General features: G+C 63.3%; 14 protein-coding genes. 7 read left to right on the forward strand and 7 right to left on the reverse strand.

What is annotated here, in order from left to right; all coding sequences use genetic code 11:
* The first annotated feature begins 91 nt into the window (after positions 1–91).
* Both BFP89_RS06855 and BFP89_RS06860 read left to right on the forward strand, forming a co-directional pair.
* Positions 92–907, forward strand: coding sequence for an alpha/beta fold hydrolase (locus tag BFP89_RS06855; protein WP_065884771.1), 816 nt, complete (start codon positions 92–94; stop codon positions 905–907).
* Positions 897–2,057 carry a PAS domain-containing sensor histidine kinase gene (locus BFP89_RS06860; protein ID WP_065884772.1) on the forward strand — a complete coding sequence of 387 codons (1,161 nt, stop codon included), beginning with the start codon at positions 897–899 and terminating at the stop codon, positions 2,055–2,057. The genes BFP89_RS06855 and BFP89_RS06860 overlap by 11 nt, the downstream gene beginning before the upstream one ends.
* Here BFP89_RS06860 and dapF read toward each other — a convergent pair.
* Positions 2,017–2,832 carry a diaminopimelate epimerase gene (gene dapF / locus BFP89_RS06865; RefSeq protein WP_065884773.1) on the reverse strand — a complete coding sequence of 272 codons (816 nt, stop codon included), beginning with the start codon at positions 2,830–2,832 and terminating at the stop codon, positions 2,017–2,019. The genes BFP89_RS06860 and dapF overlap by 41 nt on opposite strands.
* 159 nt (positions 2,833–2,991) lie before the next feature.
* On the opposite strand from dapF, the gene BFP89_RS06870 reads away from it, so the two are divergent.
* On the forward strand, positions 2,992–3,510 hold the full coding sequence (locus BFP89_RS06870; protein ID WP_065884774.1) for an AAA family ATPase: 519 nt from the start codon (positions 2,992–2,994) through the stop codon (positions 3,508–3,510).
* A gap of 24 nt (positions 3,511–3,534) precedes the next feature.
* Here BFP89_RS06870 and BFP89_RS06875 read toward each other — a convergent pair whose 3' ends face one another.
* Together BFP89_RS06875 and BFP89_RS06880 are read right to left on the reverse strand one after the other, a co-directional pair.
* Entirely contained in the window at positions 3,535–3,951 is a 417-nt protein-coding gene (locus tag BFP89_RS06875; RefSeq protein ID WP_065884775.1) for an SRPBCC family protein, read from the reverse strand.
* A 25-nt stretch (positions 3,952–3,976) separates the two neighbouring features.
* A complete protein-coding gene (locus BFP89_RS06880; protein ID WP_065884776.1) occupies positions 3,977–4,774 on the reverse strand; it encodes an SDR family NAD(P)-dependent oxidoreductase in 798 nt (265 codons plus the stop codon).
* A gap of 429 nt (positions 4,775–5,203) precedes the next feature.
* On the opposite strand from BFP89_RS06880, the gene BFP89_RS06885 reads away from it, so the two are divergent.
* Complete coding sequence (locus BFP89_RS06885; RefSeq protein WP_065884777.1) at positions 5,204–7,366, forward strand: TonB-dependent siderophore receptor; 2,163 nt, start codon at positions 5,204–5,206, stop codon at positions 7,364–7,366.
* Here BFP89_RS06885 and BFP89_RS06890 read toward each other — a convergent pair whose 3' ends face one another.
* From BFP89_RS06890 to BFP89_RS06905, 4 genes are all read right to left on the reverse strand, one after another.
* Positions 7,367–7,804, reverse strand: coding sequence for a carboxymuconolactone decarboxylase family protein (locus BFP89_RS06890; RefSeq protein ID WP_012723763.1), 438 nt, complete (start codon positions 7,802–7,804; stop codon positions 7,367–7,369).
* A 94-nt stretch (positions 7,805–7,898) separates the two neighbouring features.
* Entirely contained in the window at positions 7,899–9,344 is a 1,446-nt protein-coding gene (locus BFP89_RS06895) for a mechanosensitive ion channel family protein (RefSeq protein WP_065884778.1), read from the reverse strand.
* A 653-nt stretch (positions 9,345–9,997) separates the two neighbouring features.
* Positions 9,998–10,864 (reverse strand): pirin family protein, encoded by an 867-nt coding sequence (locus tag BFP89_RS06900; RefSeq protein WP_065884779.1) that lies wholly within the window; start codon positions 10,862–10,864, stop codon positions 9,998–10,000.
* Positions 10,865–10,940: 76 nt separating this feature from the next.
* The gene (locus BFP89_RS06905; protein WP_065884780.1) at positions 10,941–12,146 is read right to left on the reverse strand and encodes a multidrug effflux MFS transporter; all 1,206 of its coding nucleotides are present in this window, start codon (positions 12,144–12,146) and stop codon (positions 10,941–10,943) included.
* A 97-nt stretch (positions 12,147–12,243) separates the two neighbouring features.
* On the opposite strand from BFP89_RS06905, the gene BFP89_RS06910 reads away from it, so the two are divergent.
* The 3 genes from BFP89_RS06910 to BFP89_RS06920 all read left to right on the forward strand — a co-directional run.
* Positions 12,244–13,350, forward strand: a complete 1,107-nt coding sequence (locus BFP89_RS06910; RefSeq protein WP_065884781.1) for an efflux RND transporter periplasmic adaptor subunit — start codon at positions 12,244–12,246, stop codon at positions 13,348–13,350.
* A gap of 2 nt (positions 13,351–13,352) precedes the next feature.
* Positions 13,353–16,427: an efflux RND transporter permease subunit gene (locus BFP89_RS06915; protein ID WP_065884782.1), complete on the forward strand. Its 3,075-nt coding sequence runs from the start codon at positions 13,353–13,355 to the stop codon at positions 16,425–16,427.
* A 110-nt stretch (positions 16,428–16,537) separates the two neighbouring features.
* On the forward strand, positions 16,538–18,146 hold a 1,609-nt coding region (locus BFP89_RS06920), incomplete at its 3' end, for a DUF6531 domain-containing protein (protein WP_256097328.1).

The following is an 18,146-nucleotide window of genomic DNA, read 5'->3' on the forward strand; positions in this document are numbered from 1 at the left end:
ACCCTATCTGCGTGCAAGCGCGTGACCCAGGGCCCGCGACTCTCTAAACTGCCGCTACGCCGCATAGCACTAAGCCATCTACGAGAACGCCATGGACCTACGTCACCGCAACAACGTCAGTGTGATGGGCCAAGGGGCTTCGACCCTGGTGTTTTCCCATGGCTTTGGCTGCAACCAGGCGATGTGGAATGCCCTGGCGCCGCATTTTCTCGAACGCTTTCGCGTGGTCCTGTATGACCTGGTCGGTGCCGGGCTGTCGGACCTCAGCGCGTTCGATAAAGACAAATACGCGACGTTGGGCGGCTATGCCCGCGATCTCAACGAAATTATCGACGCCTACGCCCAAGGCCCGGTGATTCTGGTGGGGCACTCGGTCAGCGCAATGATCGGCACCCTTGCCGACCGTCTCGCCCCGGGGCGCGTGGCGGCGCATGTGATGATTGGCCCATCGCCGTGCTATATCGACACCGACGGCTATGTCGGCGGTTTCAAGCGCGACGATATCGACGACCTGCTCGACACCCTCGACAGCAACTACCTGGGCTGGTCCGGCAGCATGGCGCCGGTGATCATGGGCGCCCCGGACCAACCTGAACTGAGCGCCGAACTGACCGCGAGTTTCTGCCGCACCGAACCCGACATCGCCAGGCAATTTGCGCGGGTGACCTTTCTTTCGGACAACCGCCAGGATGTGATCGGCCTGACCACGCCCGTATTGATCCTGCAGTCGAGCGACGACTTGATCGCGCCCGTGGCCGTTGGCGAATACCTGCATGCCGTGCTGCCCAACAACACCTATCACCTGGTGGACAACATCGGCCACTGCCCGCACATGAGTGCGCCCCAGGCGTGCGCCGCGGCGATGGACACGTTTCTGGCGCCCTGGGCAATCGCCAATGCCGGCTGACGCGCTGTTCGACAACGCCGCCTGTGCCCTGGCGATGACCCGGCAAGACGGTACGATTGTGCACGCCAACCAGCGCTTGAGCGACTGGCTCGGCCTCAACGCAGCCCAACTGATCGGGCAACGCTTTCAAGACCTGCTGACCATGGGCGGACGGATTTTCTACCAGACCCATCTGGCGCCGATGCTGCGTATGCATGGCAGCGTCAACGAGGTGAAGCTCGACATTCGCCATCGCGACGGGCACAAAGTCACGGTGCTGCTCAATGCCAGTCAGCGCCAGCAGGCCGCGGGCGTGGTGTACGACCTGGCGCTGTTCGGCACCACCGACCGCGACAAGTACGAGCGCGAGCTGCTCAACGCACGCAAGCTGGCCGAAGCGCTGCTTGAAGAAAAAACCGCCACCGAACGGGCCCTGCATCAGGCCCAGGCCGAACTGAGCGAGGCCTATGCCATTGCCCAGCAACGCGCGTTGTTCGCCGAACAGATGGTGGCGATTGTCAGCCACGACTTGAAGAACCCGCTGAGCGCGATCCGCATGGCGTCGGACTTTCTTCGACGCGGCGAGCGCACGCCCAAGGAACTCCAGTTGCTTGGGCATATCGACCAGTCGTCCGAGCGCGCCCAGCGCATGATTGCCGACCTTTTGGACTTCACCCAGGCCCGGGTCGGCCAGGGCATCACCATCAGGGCCCAACCGCTGGATCTGCACGACGTGATTCATCGCGCCGTGGACGAACTGCGGGTGGCCTTCCCCAGTGCCACGCTGGTGCATCAAACCCAGGGCCTTGGCAACGCGTGCTTGGACGCCGACCGTGTGCAGCAGGTGATCGGCAACCTCGTCGCCAATAGCGTGGCCTATGGCGACCTGCTACAGCCGGTCACCATCACCTCGCGCCTGGGTGCCTGGGGCGCTGAGGTGTCGGTACACAACTACGGCGCGCCGATTCCGCAGACGTTGCTGGCCGGGCTGTTCGAGCCCATGACCCGCGGCACCCACCAGGGCAGCGATGTGCGCAGCGTGGGCCTGGGCCTTTATATCGTGCGCGAACTGGCCAGGGTGCACGGCGGCGATGTGGCGGTTAGCTCCTGCGCGACGCGCGGCACCACCTTCAGCGTGACGTTCCAGGCAAGTACGCCGTACCTTGCATGATCGGCTCGACGCTGCCCGTCAATACCACCCCGCCCTGCCCGTCCCACTGCACCGTCAGCGTGCCGCCGTCGCATTCGACTTCTACCTTGTCATCGAGCAGCCCGCGCCGCACCCCGTTGACCACCGCCGCGCAGCAACACGACCCGGAGCCTAAAGGCACGCCACCGCCACGTTCCCAGATGCGCAGGCGGATACGGTTGCGGTCAAGCACCTGGACAAAATGCACATTGGTCCTGGCCGGAAACAGCGGGTGACGTTCCAGGGCCGGTCCGATGGCCTGGACATCGACGACGGCGATGTCGTCCACGAAAAACGTGCAGTGCGGGTTGCCCATGCCGCAGGCAGCCGGCTCACCGTCGATAGGCAGCACGCGGGTGTCCATCGCCCTGGACAGCGGCACGCCGGCCCACTCCAACGAAGGCGCCCCCATGTCTATCGAGACGCGCTGGCCACTGACGCGCACGCATGTCAGCAAACCTCGGTCGGTGCGCAGCACAATGGCGTGGGTGCCGGTTTCATGCATCAGGCGATCAGCAACGCCGCGTGTCGCACTGCCGCAGGTTTGCAGGGGCGTGCCGTCGGTGTTCCAGAATTGCACGCGGGCGGCGGCGTCTTCGCAGTCGAGAATCACGGCGAGCTGATTGAAACCGATACCGGTATGTCGGTCCCCCAGGCGCCGGGCGATTTGCGGGGTAATGGGGTTATCCTGGCCACGGCGGTCGATGATGATGAAGTCGTCGCCGTGGGCGTGCATCTTCACGAAGGGTAAAGTCATGGGCAGTCCTGTGGTCAACTGAGCAGCCCTACTCTACCACCCCTGTAGGAGCGAGCTTGCTCGCGAAAAGCGCAAGGGCAACAGGTTTTACCTGGCGCTACGCGTTATCGTTAACGTTTTTCGCGAGCAAGCTCGCTCCTACAAAAGGATTGGTGGACCATGCTTATCGTATTCAGCGGCCTGCCCGGCACCGGCAAGACCACGATTGCCAGGGAGCTGGCACGCCGGATCGGCGCGGTTTATCTGCGCATCGATGTGATCGAACAAGCGCTGCGCGAGTCTGGTGCACTGGCCGGCGATGTGGGTGCCGCAGGCTACGGCGTGGCGAATGCGCTGGCATTGAGTAATGTGCGTGTGGGCCAGCGGGTGATCGCTGACTGTGTGAACCCGGTAAGCGAAAGCCGTGAGGCTTGGCGGGCCGTGGCCCTGGCGGCGGGCGTCGAACTGATCGATATCCGGGTGGTGTGTTCTGATCGGCAGGAGCATCGGCGCAGAGTGGAAAGCCGTGAGGGCGATATTCCAGGACTGTTGCCGCCGACATGGCCATCGGTGCTGGCACATGAGTATGAAGCCTGGGACAGCCCGCCCTTCACGCTCGATACGGCAGCGTTAACGCCTGCGCAGGCCGTCGCCGCAGCCCATGCCTATCTGTCGAGTGTGAGAGCTGTTGAGCGTTAGCGCAGCTCCCACCCCCGATAGGCGTCAGCCGGGAAAATTGGCGCGCAAGGCCTTCAGGCCATCGCCGTACACGCCGGTAAAGAGCTCCTCCACCGCCGCGTCCGTGGTGCCCGCAACCGGTGTGAACACACCGGACCAGGTCACTTTTGCCGACGCGTCAGTCAAGGCTTCAACCTGCAAGGTCGCAAGGTAAGCGCTCACCGGAAACGGCGACTGTTCAATGGTGTAGCTGTAGGTGCGCGCCACATTGTCAAAAGTCTGCAACCGCTCGACGATCTCGCCGCCATCAGCGGTATGCAGGTGGCGCACGCGGCCGCCTTCGCCCGGCTCGCTCCTGGCGATAAAGGGCAGCCAGTCAGGCAGGCTGTTGAAGCCGCCGATCAGGTTCCAGACCTGGTCCGCCGACGCAGGGATTTCAATCACAGAAGACGCTGTTGCCACGATAAATACTCCAGAACATTAAAAATCAGATCGCCATGCTGTCGACCACGCCACCGTCGACCCGCAACGCGGCACCAGTAGTGGCAGACGACAGCGGTGAAGCAATGTACGCCACCAGGTTGGCCACTTCATCCACATTTGCCGCACGCTGGATGATCGACGTCGGCCGCGCACTGCGCACAAACACATCAGCCTCGTCCCGTGCGGTGCGCCCGGATTTTTGCGTGGCGTCCTTGAGCATGTGTTCCAGGCCGTCGGTAAAGGTCGGCCCCGGCAGGATCGCATTCACCGTCACACCGGTACCTGCCAGGCGCTTGGCCAGGCCATGGGACACCGCCAGGTTGGCACTTTTGGTCACGCCATAATTGATCATGTCCGCCGGGGTCGCCACGCCGGATTCGGATGACACGAAGATCACCCGCCCCCAGTCCTGCTCGACCATCCCCGGCACGTAATGCCGCGCCAGGCGCACGCCCGAGATCACATTGACCTCATAGAAGCGCGTCCATTCACTGTCCGGCGCCTCGAAGAAGTCCACATCATTGAAGATGCCCAGGTTGTTGACCAGGATGTCGGCGCGCGGTTCGGCGGCGAACAGTGCCTCGGCGCCTTCGGCCGTACCCAGGTCGGCCACCAGCCCACGCAGATTGGCGCCCGGCACCGCCTGGCGAATGCCCGCCAACGCAGCGTCGACTTTGCCGCTGTCACGCCCGATCACTACCACGGTGGCGCCGGATTGCGCCAGGGCCTGGCTGATGCCCAGGCCAATGCCGGCGGTGCTGCCACTGACGATCGCCACTTTGCCGCTTACATCGATTTTCATGGTTGAACTCCTGAAGTTAACGCGGCAGAGGCGCGCGAGGTGAAATCAACTGCACCTCGCGCAGCGCCTGCCAGAAGGCAGTTGGAGTATGCGCTGATGCTTCGCCTTCGGGGACAGCACGCAACATATTGCGCAGCGGTGCGGTGCCCAAGCCTGACGTGATCCACACTGTGGGAGGGAACAAGCCCTGATGCCAGTCAGAAGGCTTTTTGTAGGAGCGAGCTTGCTCGCGAAAAACGTCAACGATAACGCGTGATTCCCGAATAAACGCGGTGCCTGTGAGTTTTTCGCGAGCAAGCTCGCTCCTACAGACTGGCATCGGGGCAAGCCCCCTCCCACATTTTGACCGAGTCCTTACGGGCATCTTGTAAAGTCCCGCACTTCCCCCTAGCTTATGCGCCCCCCGCCCAGCGCTTTAAGGCCTTGCCCATGGTTTTGCGTTTTCGTCCCGTCGTCACGTCACATTTCGCCCTCGGCCTGCTCCTCAGTGGCGGCATCGGTAATAGCCTGGCGGCGCAGATCGAACTGCCGGCGGTGAAGGTCCAGGGCCAGGATGAGTCCGGTTATCGCACTGATACCGCCGCGGTCGGCGGCTTCGATGAAGCGCCCCTGCTCGATACCCCGGCCTCCATCAGCGTGATCAACGCAGCCCTGATCAAGGACCAGCAAGCCCGACTGCTCAGTGAAGTGCTGCGCAACGACGCCTCGGTGGGCGACAGCTATGCGCCCATCGGCTACTACGAAAACTTCGTGGTGCGTGGTTTCTCGCTGAATGCGGCCAGCAGCTACAAGATCAATGGGCGCACCATCACCGGCGAGCAGAACGTCGCCCTGGAAAACAAGCAACAGGTCGAAGTGCTCAAGGGCCTGGCCGGGTTGCAGAGCGGCATTTCCGAACCCGGCGGCGTGATCAACTACGTGACCAAGCGCCCTGAGGATGTGCGTTCGGTGACGGTGTCCACCGATGATCGCGGCAGCGGTTATCTCGCCACCGATGTCGGCGGCTGGTTTGGCAGCGAGCAACAATTTGGCCTGCGCGCCAACGTCGCCCATGAAGACCTCAATACCTACGTGGAACACGCCAACGGCCAGCGCGACTTTGTGTCCCTGGCCTTTGACTGGAACATCAGCCCCGACGCCGTGCTGCAACTGGATGCCGAGTACCAGAACAAACAGCAGCGCTCCGTGCCGGGTTATCAACTGCTGGGCGGCACCGAAGTGCCTCACGACGCCTCGCCGAAAAAGCTGCTGGGCCATCAGACCGGGGGCAAGCAGGTGGGCATCGACTCACTGAACCTCAACGGCAAATTCGAATACCGTTTCAGCGATCAGTGGAAAGGCAACATCAGCGCGGCGCGCAGCAAGGTAGTGATTGACGATTACAGCTCATTTGCCTGGGGCTGCTACGGCTCGACCAGCTGCAGCTCGGCAAGCGTGCCGAACTACTTCAGCCCCGAAGGCAATTACGACGTCTACGACTACCGCAGCCCCGACGATACGCGTCGCGACGACGAAATCCAGGCGGCCATGACCGGCCTGTTCGACACCGCCGGCATCGGCCATGAACTGACCTTCGGCACCAGCGCCTTTCGCCGGGTGATCGACAAGCGCAAGTCGGTCAACGAGATGATTGGCACCGCCAATATCGACGAACAGGTGCCGAGTTTTACCCCCACCGACAAGCCGTTGAACGACAGCCAGCGCAACCTCGACAGCCGCCAGTACGGGCTGTTCGTCACCGACCGCATCCGCTTCAACGAGCAATGGCAAACCCTCCTCGGTGGCCGCGAAGTGCGCCTGGATGAAAAAGCCTTCGACGGCGTCACCGGCAACCAAACACGCCATACCCAGCAGTACGTGTTCCTGCCCCAGGCCTCATTGATCTACAAACCGGTGGACAACGTTTCGCTGTACACCAGTTACAGCAAGGGCCTGTCTTTGGGCGGCACTGCGCCGTGGTTCGCAAAAAACGCGGACGAGACACTGGCGCCAACGCTCTCGCGCCAGCTCGAAGCCGGGGTGAAATACGACTGGCGCCGTATCAGCTTCGCCGCCGCCGTGTTCCAGACGCGCCAGGCTTACCAGTACGCCAAGCCCGACAGTGGCGGCTTCACCTACGTGCAACAAGGCCAGCAGAAAAACACCGGGATCGAACTGTCCGCCAATGGCTGGGCCACCGACCGCCTGCAGATCGCAACCAGCGTGGCCGCGATTCGGGCACGGGTGAGCGGCAGCGGCACGCCGGACTATGAAGACCACCAGGCGATCAACGTGCCCACGCTGCGCGCCAGCCTGTACGCCGATTATGCGTTGCCGTGGGTCAATGGCCTGGCGGTGCTCGGCGGTGTGCAATACAGCGCCAAAAAGTACGCCAACCGCACCGGCAATGTGGAAGTGGGCGATTATGCGGTGGTCAATATCGGCAGCCGCTACACCACCAAAGTCGATGGCTATGAAACCGTGTTTCGCCTGAGCGTCGACAACCTGTTCGACAAGCGCTACTGGCGCGACGCCGGCGAGTACATGGGCGATGACTATCTGTTCCAGGGCGCGCCGTTGACGGCGCGCCTGAGTGCATCAGTGAATTTCTGATTATTTGGGCATCTTGCGGAACCCCACCGCCAGGCGATTCCAACTGTTGATGGTGGCAATCGCCACACTCAGGTCGACCTGTTCCTGCGCGCTGAACTCGGCCGCCAGGGTGTTGAAGTCTTCATCGGGAGCGTGGGTCTGGCTGAGCAGGGTCAGGCTTTCGGCCCAGGCCAGGGCGGCGCGTTCACGCGGGGTGAAGAACGGCGTTTCACGCCAGGCCGACAGGGTGTACAGGCGGCGCTCGGTTTCACCGCCCTTGCGCGCATCGGCGGTGTGCATGTCCAGGCAGAATGCGCAGCCGTTGATTTGCGAGACGCGCAGGCGCACCAGTTCCAGCAGCGGCAGTTCGATGGACAGTTTGCCGACTGCCGCCTCCAGGGCCAGCATGGCCTTCATCGCGTCCGGGGAAGCGGTGTAGAAATCGGTACGGGTTTGCATGGTGGAACTCCAGAACGGTGGGGATTGGTGCGCAGATTAGTCACCTGGGCGTTCTGGAGAAATAGCCAATCCGGGCGAAGAACAGGTGACCAATCTACAGGCCACGGCTCCTCAACCACTGCAGGAAACCTTTCTTCACCGGCACCACCGGCGCGTCTTCGGTCAGCGCCTGGGCGGCGTGCACACGGAAGTCCAGCAGCGCCTTCATGGCTTCGCCGATGTCATGGCGCGCGTCCAGGCAAGGCTTGAGGTATTCGTTTTCGATGCGGTACAGCGTGCAGAAGGTCTTGGCGGTGAAATCCGCCAGGGTGGCCTGATCGGTGAGGATGCCCGATTCGCCAATCACCTCACCCGGCCCCATGCGCCCGGCCTCGAACGTGTGGCCGCCCTTGACCAGCATCACCGAGACCACGCCGGACTCGATGATGAACAGGTGATCGCTGACCTCCCCCGCCGGCAGGATCATGTCGCCGGCGCGGTAGGTGTGCAGGGTCATGTTCTGGCTGAAGGTGTCCTTTTCTTCCTGGCGCAGGGTGGAGAAGATCGACGACCGCTCAAGCAGTGCCCGCGCGCCGGAGACCGTGGCGGGCGTACTGCCTTCAGTGGCGGACAACAGCCCCACGCCCGCCGCCTGCAAATGCCGGAAGGCCAGGTCGTAAAGCTGGTTGCGCACTTCGCGCTTGAGGCCCATGGCCGGCACGAAACCGCTGATTTCATATTCCACGCCGCCACTGGCCGAGGCCTTGAACGCTACGCTGGGCGCCGGCTTGGCCAACAGCGCGCGACAGCCCTGCATCGCCCGTTCAAGGGCCTCGATCACGGTTTGCGGGCGCGCATGGGGGCTGACTTGCAGGCTGACCGTCAGGCCGAACATGTCCGCCGGGCGCGAGAAGTTGATGATCTTGGCCTTGGCCGCCAGGGAGTTGGGGATCACCGCCAGGCTGCCCTGGGAGGTCTGCAGGCGTGTGGCGCGCCAGTCGATATCGGTGACGCGGCCTTCGGTGCCGTCGATGGAGATCCAGTCGTCGATCTGGTAAGGCTTGGTGGTGTTGAGCACGATCCCGGAAAACACGTCGCTCAGGGTGCTTTGCAGCGCCAGGCCGACGATGATCGCCACGGCGCCGGAGGTGGCGAGCACGCCCTTGACCGGCAGGTCGAGCACGTAGGCCATGGCGGCGATGATCGCGATCAGGAAAATCACCGCGCCCATCAGGTCCTGCAACAAGCGCCCGGTGTGGCCGACCCGCTGCATCATCACCGCGCCGAGCAGGACCGTGAGGGTGCGCGCGGCGAACAGCCACCAGCCGATCTGCAAGGCCGTGGCCGCCAGGTGCCGGGCGGTGTCGTCGACATAGGGCGCCGCCTGCATGGGGTTCATGCCGTCGTTGAACAACACTGCGCTGAACACCGCGAAGATCACCAGCCGCGCGGCGAGTTTCCAGTTGGCCAGCGTGGGGGTGATAAGGCGCCATACGGCGATGTCGATGAGGATCAGCGCCAGGGCGCACACCATCGGGTTTTCAGCGATAAATGAGGGCATCCGGGCGACTCCAGGGCGAATGCCGAGAAGATCGCATGAAATGGGATTGACGGGTATAGCAAATGTGGGAGGGGGCTTGCTGCCGGCCGACGGCTACTCAACTGACACGCCGTGGTCCACTGTGGGAGGGGGCTTGCCCCCGATGGCGGCCTCTGGGCCGACCAGGATGTTGGATCAGATCGAGTACATATCCGTTTCTGCGGTCACGGCTGCTATGGGTTCCGCTTTTACAGCGGCTCACTTTTGAAAAGCGCAAAAGTAAGCAAAACGCTCTTGCCCCACCACTCGGCACCTCGCTTGGGCTCGGTGTGCCCTCTCTCCGGCTTGAATCCGTGGGCCGCCGCAATGGGCCATCCATGGCCCAGTGCGGCTAACCCGGCGTCCTGCCGGGTTACCCACGAATTCAAGCCTGCGTGCGGCCAGCGTGGTTTAACGGGGCGCCTGAGATCAAGATCAAAAGCGACTCGCTGCGCATCGTGGTTACGGGTGGGCGCGGCTGCTTTATGTAGGAGCGAGCTTGCTCGCGAAAAAATCACAGGCGCCGCGTTGAGTCAGGTAGCACGCGTTATCGTTGACATTGACGTTTTTCGCGAGCAAGAGCTAGGCGCCCCCTCGCTCCTACAGAAGGCGGTGTACGCTTAACAGACTGGCATTCAGGCCTGCATCCGCCCGAACTTGCCGGATTGGAAATCGGCAAACGCTTGGTGGATCTCCTGCTCGGTGTTCATCACGAACGGGCCGTGGCCAACGATGGGCTCGTCAATCGGCTCGCCGCTGAGCAGCAGCACCTTGGCGTCGTCGTTGGACTCCAGGGTGATGCGGTCACCGTCACGCTCGAACAACGCCAATTGCCCCTGGCGCGCGACTTCATCGCCATTGACTTGCACGGTTCCGCTCAGGATCACCAGCGCGGTGTTGCGCCCGGCGTGCAGGTCCAGCGTCACGGCCTTACCTGGATTGAGGCGCAGGTCCCACACGTCAATGGGCGTGAAGGTACGGGCAGGCCCCTGGGTACCGGCGAATTCACCGGCGATCAGGCGCAGTTGCCCCGCGTCGCCCGCCAGCGGCAATACCGGGATGTCGCCATTGACGATGGTCTGGTAACCGGCGTCGGCCATTTTGTCCTTGGCCGGCAGGTTGACCCACAGTTGCACCATCTCCAATGCCCCGCCTGTGCGAGCAAAGGCTTCAGAGTGGAATTCCTCATGGAGAATGCCCTTGGCCGCCGTCATCCATTGCACATCGCCCGGGCCGATTTTGCCGCCGGCGCCGGTGGAATCGCGGTGCTCGACTTCGCCGTCATAGACGATGGTCACCGTTTCAAAGCCGCGATGCGGGTGCTGGCCAACGCCGCGACGAGTTTCGGTGGGGGTGAAATCGGCCGGGCCGGCGTGGTCCAGCAACAGGAATGGGCTGATGTGTTTGCCCATGGTGTCGTAGGAAAACAGCGTGCGTACCGGAAAGCCGTCGCCGACCCAATGGGCGCGGGGGCTGGTGTAGAGACCGATCAGTTTTTTCATGGTGTACCTCCAAAGTGCCTACACCATAAGTCCCAAAGCCGCAGAGCACTAGCCGGCGAAAGCGGCCCTGATCGTCCTATGTATAGGACAGTGCTTTGGGCGCGCGCTGACGCAACAGATGAAAGGCAACGAACGCCGTGACGGCAAAGGCGGCCTGGATGACGATCATCGGCGTCGCGCTGCCATCGCGTAGCTGGCTCAACAGCACGCCGCTGCAAGTGGCGCCGAACATCTGCGCGAAGCCCATCAGCCCGGCCGCCAGCCCGGCACGGTGGGCGTTGGGCATCACCCCACCCGTGACCGCACCGGGCAATACCAGCCCGCCGCCAAGCGTGGCCAGGGCTATGGGAATATCCAGGCCCGCCACGGAGAGCCCGAACAGCGCATAAATCAGCAGTGCCAACACCCCGCCCGCGGCAACCAGCGTCACGCCCATCGTCACAATCCGCTGCGGCCCGAGGCGCAGGATATTGCGCCGGGTATAGGTGGAACCGACGATCAGCATCGACACGATCAGGCCGAAGTTGATGCCGTACTCCAGGCTGCTCAGACCCAGCAGGTTGATGAACACCGCCGACGAACCGGCAATCACCGCAAACATGGCGCCGTAGGTACAGGCCAGCGCCACCGCATAAGCGCGGTACGGGCGGCCCTTGAGCAAATCCAGGTACTGCCCGCCGAGGGTGCGCCAATGCGCAGCCTTGGGGTCGAGGTAATGGTTGCTCTCGCGAAAGAACAGCACCGCCAGCAGCCACACGACGCTGCCGATCATCAGGGCGAGAATGATTGGCGCATGCCAGCCGAACAGCTTGATCAGCAAGCCGCCCGCCATCGGCGCCACCACGATGGCATAGAGCATGCCGATCATGGTCAGCGCCAGGGCCGGGCCTGCCTCGGCTTTCCATACGTCACGCACCACGGTGCGCGCCAGCACCAGCGCGGCGCACGCGCCCAGGCCTTGCAGCACGCGGGCGGCGATAAATTGGTGAATGTCGGTGACCAGCAGCATCGACAGCGTCGCCAGCACATACAGCGTCAGACCGGCGAGCAATACCGGGCGGCGGCCGATGCGGTCCGACAGTGGCCCGAACAGCAACTGCCCCAGGCCGAATGCGCTGACAAACGCCGACAGCGCCATCAACGCCGAGCCTGGCGGCGCCGCCAGCGCCTGCTCGATGGCGCCCAGGCCCGGGATGATCAGTTGCGTCGAGACTTCACCCAATGCGGTGAGGGCAACCAGCAAAAACAACAAGTTGCGTGAAGGTGCCGGGGCGTTTGCCATGGGGAATATCCGGGGCTGGATTAATTTATATTTCGACCATAATATGAGCAAAAAATTATGTCCATAATTTTTTCCCATGATCACCCAGGAGTCTGTCATGCCCCCTCTCCACCTGCGCCTTTTCACGCCCCTGGCCTTGTTGATGATCCTCAGCGGCTGCAACAGCCAGGCCGACAACGCCGCCCAAGTCTCGCCACCGCGTCCGGTGCTGGCCGTCAAGGTCGAGGCTGGCGGCGCCCAGCAAAGCGCGTATACCGGCGTAGTGGCGGCCCGCACCGAAAGCAACCTGGGCTTTCGGGTCAGCGGCAAAGTGATCGAACGCAAGGTCGATCCCGGCCAGCACGTGTCCCGTGGCGACACGCTGCTGGTGCTGGATATCGGCGACTTCGAACTGGCGTTGCGCTCGGCGAAAAACCGCGTCAACGCCGCCCAGGCACAGTTGCGCCAGCGCCGTGACGACGAAAACCGCTACCAACGGCTGGCCAGCACCGGCGCGGTGTCGCGGCAGATCTTCGACCAGTCGGCGACCAACCTGCGCGTTGCCGAAGCGGAACTGGCGGCGGCGCAATCGGATGCCAGCCAGATCGAGAACCGTCGCACCTATTCGGTACTCAAGGCCGATGGCGACGGCATCATCACCGACGTGCTGGCTGATCGCGGCCAGGTGGTCGCCGAAGGGCAGATCGTGGCGCGCCTGGCCCATGACGGCGCCCGCGAAGCCATCGTCAACCTGCCGGAACAGCAACGCGCCCGGGCTGCGCAAAACGCCCTGGCCTTCCCGTTCGGTGCGCCGGACCAGGCCGTTACCGCGACGCTGCGCGAGCTGTCCGCCAGCGCCGACCCCACCACCCGCACCTACCGCGCGCGCTACGTGCTGCACGGCCCGGTCGAGCGTTTCGCCCTCGGTTCCACCATTACCGTGCGCCTGCAAGGTGACGGCCAGGCCCAGCAAACCCGCGTGCCCATCGGTGCGTTGCAGGATGCGGGGCAAGGCACCGGCGTGTGGCTGATCGCTGACGACAACACGATCAGTTTTGCCCCGGTGAAAGTCGCCAGTCTCGGCCAGGAAGAAGCCCTGCTCGACAGCGGCGTCACGCCTGGCCAAACCATCGTCGCCCTCGGCGCGCACCTGCTGCACAGCGGTGACCGGGTGCGCCTGCTGCCCGCCCAGGCGCTGGCCCTCAACCGCAAACAGGACCAATGAGCATGCGTGCAATCAACCTCTCGGAACTGGCGGTCAAGCACCGCGCCGTCACGCTGTTCCTGATCATCGCGATCATCGCCGCCGGGGTCTTCGCGTTCGGCAAACTGGGGCGCGCCGAAGACCCGTCGTTCACGGTCAAGGTCATGACCATCACCGCCGCCTGGCCCGGCGCCACCGCCGAGGAAATGCAGGAACAGGTGGCCGACCGCCTGGAAAAGCGCCTGCAGGAACTCGATTACTACGACCGCGTCGAGACCATCGCCCAGCCGGGTTTCGTCTCGATGCGCATGACCTTCCTCGAATCCACGCGGCCGAGCGAAATACAGGACCTGTTCTACCAGACCCGTAAAAAGCTCAGCGACGAAGCCGCGAACCTGCCCAAAGGCGTGATCGGGCCGTTTTTCAACGATGAATATTCGGATGTGTACTTTGCGCTGTACGCCCTGGAGGCCGAACACCTGCCCCATCGCCAGCAAGTGCAAATGGCCGAAACGCTGCGCCAGGGCCTGCTCAACCTGCCCGGGGTGAAGAAGGTCAATATCCTCGGCGAACAGGCCCAGCGTGTGTTTGTCGAGTTTTCCTATGAGCGTCTGGCGACCCTGGGCATCAAGCCCGAACAGATCTTCGCCGCCCTCGCCGCGCAAAATGCCGTGGCGCCTTCGGGCTTCGTCGAAACCGCCGGCGCCCGCGCCTATATCCGTATCGATGGCGCCTTCGACAGCCTGGCGCTGATCGAGAACGTGCCCTTGCAAGTCAATGGCCGCGTGCTGCGCATCGCCGATGTGGCGACGGTGCGGCGTGGCTATGAAGACCCGCCCAGCTACCGCATCCGCCACCAGGGCGACCCGGCGCTGATGCTCGGGGTGATCATGGAGAAGCACTGGAACGGCCTGGAGCTGGACAAGCGCCTGCAGGCCCAGGAAGCGCGGATCCAGGCCGACCTGCCCCTGGGCGTGAATTTCGCCAAGGTGTCTGACCAGGCAAAAAACATCAGCCTGGCGGTGAACGAGTTCATGCTCAAGTTCTTCGTCGCTCTGGCCGTGGTGATGCTGATCAGCCTGCTGGCCCTGGGCTTTCGTGTGGGGCTGGTGGTGGCGGCGGCGGTGCCGCTGACGCTGTCGATCGTATTCGTCATCATGCTGGTCACCGGGCGTGAATTCGACCGCGTGACCCTCGGCGCCCTGATCATTTCCCTGGGCCTGCTGGTGGACGACGCGATCATCGCCATTGAAATGATGGTGGTGAAACTCGAAGAAGGCTTCGACCGTATCCATGCGGCCACCTACGCCTGGAGCTCCACGGCGGCGCCCATGCTGACCGGCACGCTGGTGACGATCATCGGCTTCCTGCCCGTGGGGTTCGCGCGCTCCGGGGCCGGCGAATACGCCGGGAACATCTTCTGGATCGTGGGCTTTGCCCTGATTTCCTCCTGGCTGGTGGCGGTGGTGTTCACCCCGTACCTGGGCGTGAAGCTGTTGCCGCAGATCAAGCCGGTGCCCGGCGGGCACGATGCGATTTACGCCGGGCGCTATTACCAGAAACTGCGCAGCCTGGTGGAGATCTGCGTGCGCGGACGCTGGCTGGTGACCGGGATGGTGGTGGCGGCGTTTGTGCTGTGCGGCCTGGGCATGGCAGTGGTGAAGAAACAGTTCTTCCCTGATTCCGACCGCTCGGAGCTGATCCTGGAGGTGTACATGCCCCCCGGCAGCGCCTTCAAAAGCACCGAAGCGGTGGCGGCGCAGGTGGAGAAAGCGTTGCTGCAGGAACCGCAGACGAGCATGGTCGACACCTATGTGGGCGGTGGCGCTCCGCGCTTTTTCCTGTCGTTGAACCCTGAGATGCCGGACCCGGCGTTCGCCAAGTTGATTGTGCAAACCCCGGACTCCCACGCCCGCGATGCGTTGAAAGTGCGCATGCGCGAGCGCATCGCCGCCGGTGAGTTTCCGGCGGCGCGGGTGCGCGTCACGCAATTGGTGTTCGGCCCGCCGGTGCCGTTCCCGGTGGTGTTCCGCGTCTCCGGGCCGGACCTGGACGTGCTGCGCGAGCTCTCCGAGCAGGTGCGTCAAGTGGTGGCCGACAACAGGCTGACCCGCGACGCCTTTCTCGAGTGGGGCGAGCGCGCAAGCGGTTATCGCCTGGTGCTGGACCAGGATCGCCTGCGCCTGCTCGGCTTCACGCCCGATGAGGTCAAGTCCCAGCTCAATGCCCTGCTCAGCGGCAACCCGATCACCGAAGTGCGTGAAGGCAACCGCACGGTGTCGGTGGTGGCCCGCGCCCAGGGCAGTCAACGCGAAGACCTGGGCAACCTCAACAACATGACCCTGACCAACAGCGCCGGCACCTCGGTACCGCTGGCGCAGGTGGGGCATTTCCAGGCGGTGATGGAAGAACCGATCCTCAAGCGCCGCAACCGCGCGACCACGGTGGAAGTGCGCGCCGACATCATCGACGGCGTACAACCGCCCGACGTGGAAATGGCCGTGTACAAGGACCTGCAGCCGCTGATCGCCAAGTTGCCTGTCGGTTACCACATCGATATCGGCGGTCCGGTGGAAGAAAGCGCCAAGGCCAACGTCGCCCTGGCGGCGCTGTTCCCGATCATGATCCTGCTGACGCTCACGGTGATCATGTTCCAAGTGCGCTCCTTCGGCGTGATGTTCATGGTCTTCGCCACCGCGCCGCTGGGCCTGATTGGCGCGGTGCCGACCTTGCTGCTGTTCAACCAGCCGTTCGGGTTCAACGCGATTCTCGGGCTGATCGGCATCGGCGGGATTCTGATGCGCAACACACTGATCTTCACCGACCAGATTCGCCAGAACCAGGACCACGGCATGCCCATACGCGAAGCGATTGTCGAAGCCACCGTGCGTCGCGCGCGACCGGTGATCCTCACCGCCCTGGCGGCGGCGCTGGCCTTTATTCCGCTGACGTTGTCGGTGTTCTGGTCGTCCCTGGCCTATGTGCTGATCGGCGGAGTGCTGGTGGGCACGGTGTTGACGCTGTTGTTTTTGCCGGCGCTGTGCAGCCTGGTGCTGCGCGACAGGGTTGTTGAAACTTCCCACGTAACTGCCGGATAAGCTCTACTCCCCTGCCCTGCAAACCGCTGCAAAGTCCCTCGCCTGATTATTCAGTGCGAGGGAGTGCAGATGGTTCTTTTCGTTAGGGCCTCGGTTGTCGGGGCCGTCTTTTGATTCCGGCGCTGGCCAGCTTCGTCCTGGCACCCATGGACCCCAAAGCGCCGGATGTTGAACGCGTGCTGCGGGATTTGCGCAATTGCCTGAACACGTTCGATGCCTGGGCCGACAGCTTTTTCAGTGGCTCGGCACTGGAAGTCGAGCAGGTGTTCAAGGTCGGGGACGAGGTCGCACTGGTTGCGCCGATCTCTTCCGACACGCCCAGTCGCACCGTCGCTCAATGCAAGGCCCAGGGTGGGCTGACCCTGGTGCATCTGTTCGAGAGCACGCGCTTCGTCCCCATCGGCAACACGCCGGTCACGCTGCAAGCCATTGCGCCGGACGGCACGCCCTTTGGCGCGCCGCTGCACCGCACCATCGGCCCCAGCGGCATGCTTGAAGTGCCTGAATGTACTCGCGACCAGCGATACCGAGTCACTTTCTACCCCAATGTTTCCAAGGATCACGTCAAGGCGCTGTATGCGTCCTACCAGTCGGTGATCGTCGGGCTGGAAGCGGATCTGCGCAAGCAATGGCGCGAGCATTTCGAGCCTCAATGGGCCGATTTTGCCAAAGCCCCGCCCTTCAAGCGCAGCGCGAAACAGGGTGCGGCCTTTGCAAGCGGGATTGGCCAGGCGTTTTACAACCTGTGGGACAACATCACCGAGCTGTACGACCTGCTGGCGAACCTTAAGTCCAACAGCGAAAAGCTGCTGCAGTACCTTTCCCAGGCCGAACTCGATGAACTGCTGAAACTGGGCAAGGACACACTCGCCCAAGGCTTTCTGGTGCTCAGTGATGAGCCGCTGTTGTTTATCTATTTGTCGGCGATGGTCAGCTGGATACGTCTGCTGCCGCCGCCCGAGATGTATGAGCTGTTGGGCGAGATCACTGGCGAAGTCCTGATAAACCTGTTGCTGATATGGGCTACGCGGGGGTTGGGGGTGCAGCTTCGGCTGGGGGCTCAGGTGTTGAGCTCTATCAAGTCCGGGCGGGCGCGGGCGCTGTTGGAGTTGCTGGCCAGGCAGGTGCCGGGGCCTGGGCTGGAAACCCATGTGCAGACGGCCAAGCCGGTGCTGCTGGGGAGTGCGGCGACGCCGATCAAAGCGGTGCCGGTGGCGCCGTTGAAGGCGGGCGATACGCTGGTTTCGAACGCGGTGCCGATGGTGCGCAATAAGACGCAACGTACGGCGTTGGTGCGCCACGAGTCGGTGGATGATGTGCCGGCCGTGGCGTCGAACCCGAAGGGCGATGCGGCGGCTTCTGCGGATAAAACCGTTACGAACGGTTGCCCGGTGTCGATGGTCACCGGCGAGGAACTGCTGACCCTGACCGATGGCGCGCTGGACGGTATCTTGCCGTTCGAGTGGACGCGCTTGTACCGCACCAGTGCGGTGGAAGTGGATTGCGGCTTGGGTTTTGGCTGGAGTCATGCGCTGGCGCACAGGCTTTCTGTGTCGGGCGATTCGGTGGTGTGGACCGACCATGAGAATCGCTCGACCACCCTGCCCTTGCCGACGGCGGCTCGGCCGGCGATTACCAACAGCCTGGCGGAAGCGGCTATTTATTTGGGCTCGGTTTCTGGCGAGTTGGTGCTGGCCCAGGCTTCTCGGTTCTATCACT

The sequence above is a fragment of the Pseudomonas sp. 31 R 17 genome, assembly GCF_900004915.1.
Lineage (GTDB): Bacteria > Pseudomonadota > Gammaproteobacteria > Pseudomonadales > Pseudomonadaceae > Aquipseudomonas > Aquipseudomonas orientalis_A.

Coding starts and splice junctions, on each gene's coding strand:
- BFP89_RS06855 (WP_065884771.1), top strand. CDS start 92: ATGGACCTACGTCACCGCAACAACGTCAGTGTGATGGGCCAAGGGGCT.
- BFP89_RS06860 (WP_065884772.1), top strand. CDS start 897: ATGCCGGCTGACGCGCTGTTCGACAACGCCGCCTGTGCCCTGGCGATG.
- dapF (WP_065884773.1), bottom strand. CDS start 2,832: ATGACTTTACCCTTCGTGAAGATGCACGCCCACGGCGACGACTTCATC.
- BFP89_RS06870 (WP_065884774.1), top strand. CDS start 2,992: ATGCTTATCGTATTCAGCGGCCTGCCCGGCACCGGCAAGACCACGATT.
- BFP89_RS06880 (WP_065884776.1), bottom strand. CDS start 4,774: ATGAAAATCGATGTAAGCGGCAAAGTGGCGATCGTCAGTGGCAGCACC.
- BFP89_RS06885 (WP_065884777.1), top strand. CDS start 5,204: ATGGTTTTGCGTTTTCGTCCCGTCGTCACGTCACATTTCGCCCTCGGC.
- BFP89_RS06890 (WP_012723763.1), bottom strand. CDS start 7,804: ATGCAAACCCGTACCGATTTCTACACCGCTTCCCCGGACGCGATGAAG.
- BFP89_RS06895 (WP_065884778.1), bottom strand. CDS start 9,344: ATGCCCTCATTTATCGCTGAAAACCCGATGGTGTGCGCCCTGGCGCTG.
- BFP89_RS06900 (WP_065884779.1), bottom strand. CDS start 10,864: ATGAAAAAACTGATCGGTCTCTACACCAGCCCCCGCGCCCATTGGGTC.
- BFP89_RS06905 (WP_065884780.1), bottom strand. CDS start 12,146: ATGGCAAACGCCCCGGCACCTTCACGCAACTTGTTGTTTTTGCTGGTT.
- BFP89_RS06910 (WP_065884781.1), top strand. CDS start 12,244: ATGCCCCCTCTCCACCTGCGCCTTTTCACGCCCCTGGCCTTGTTGATG.
- BFP89_RS06915 (WP_065884782.1), top strand. CDS start 13,353: ATGCGTGCAATCAACCTCTCGGAACTGGCGGTCAAGCACCGCGCCGTC.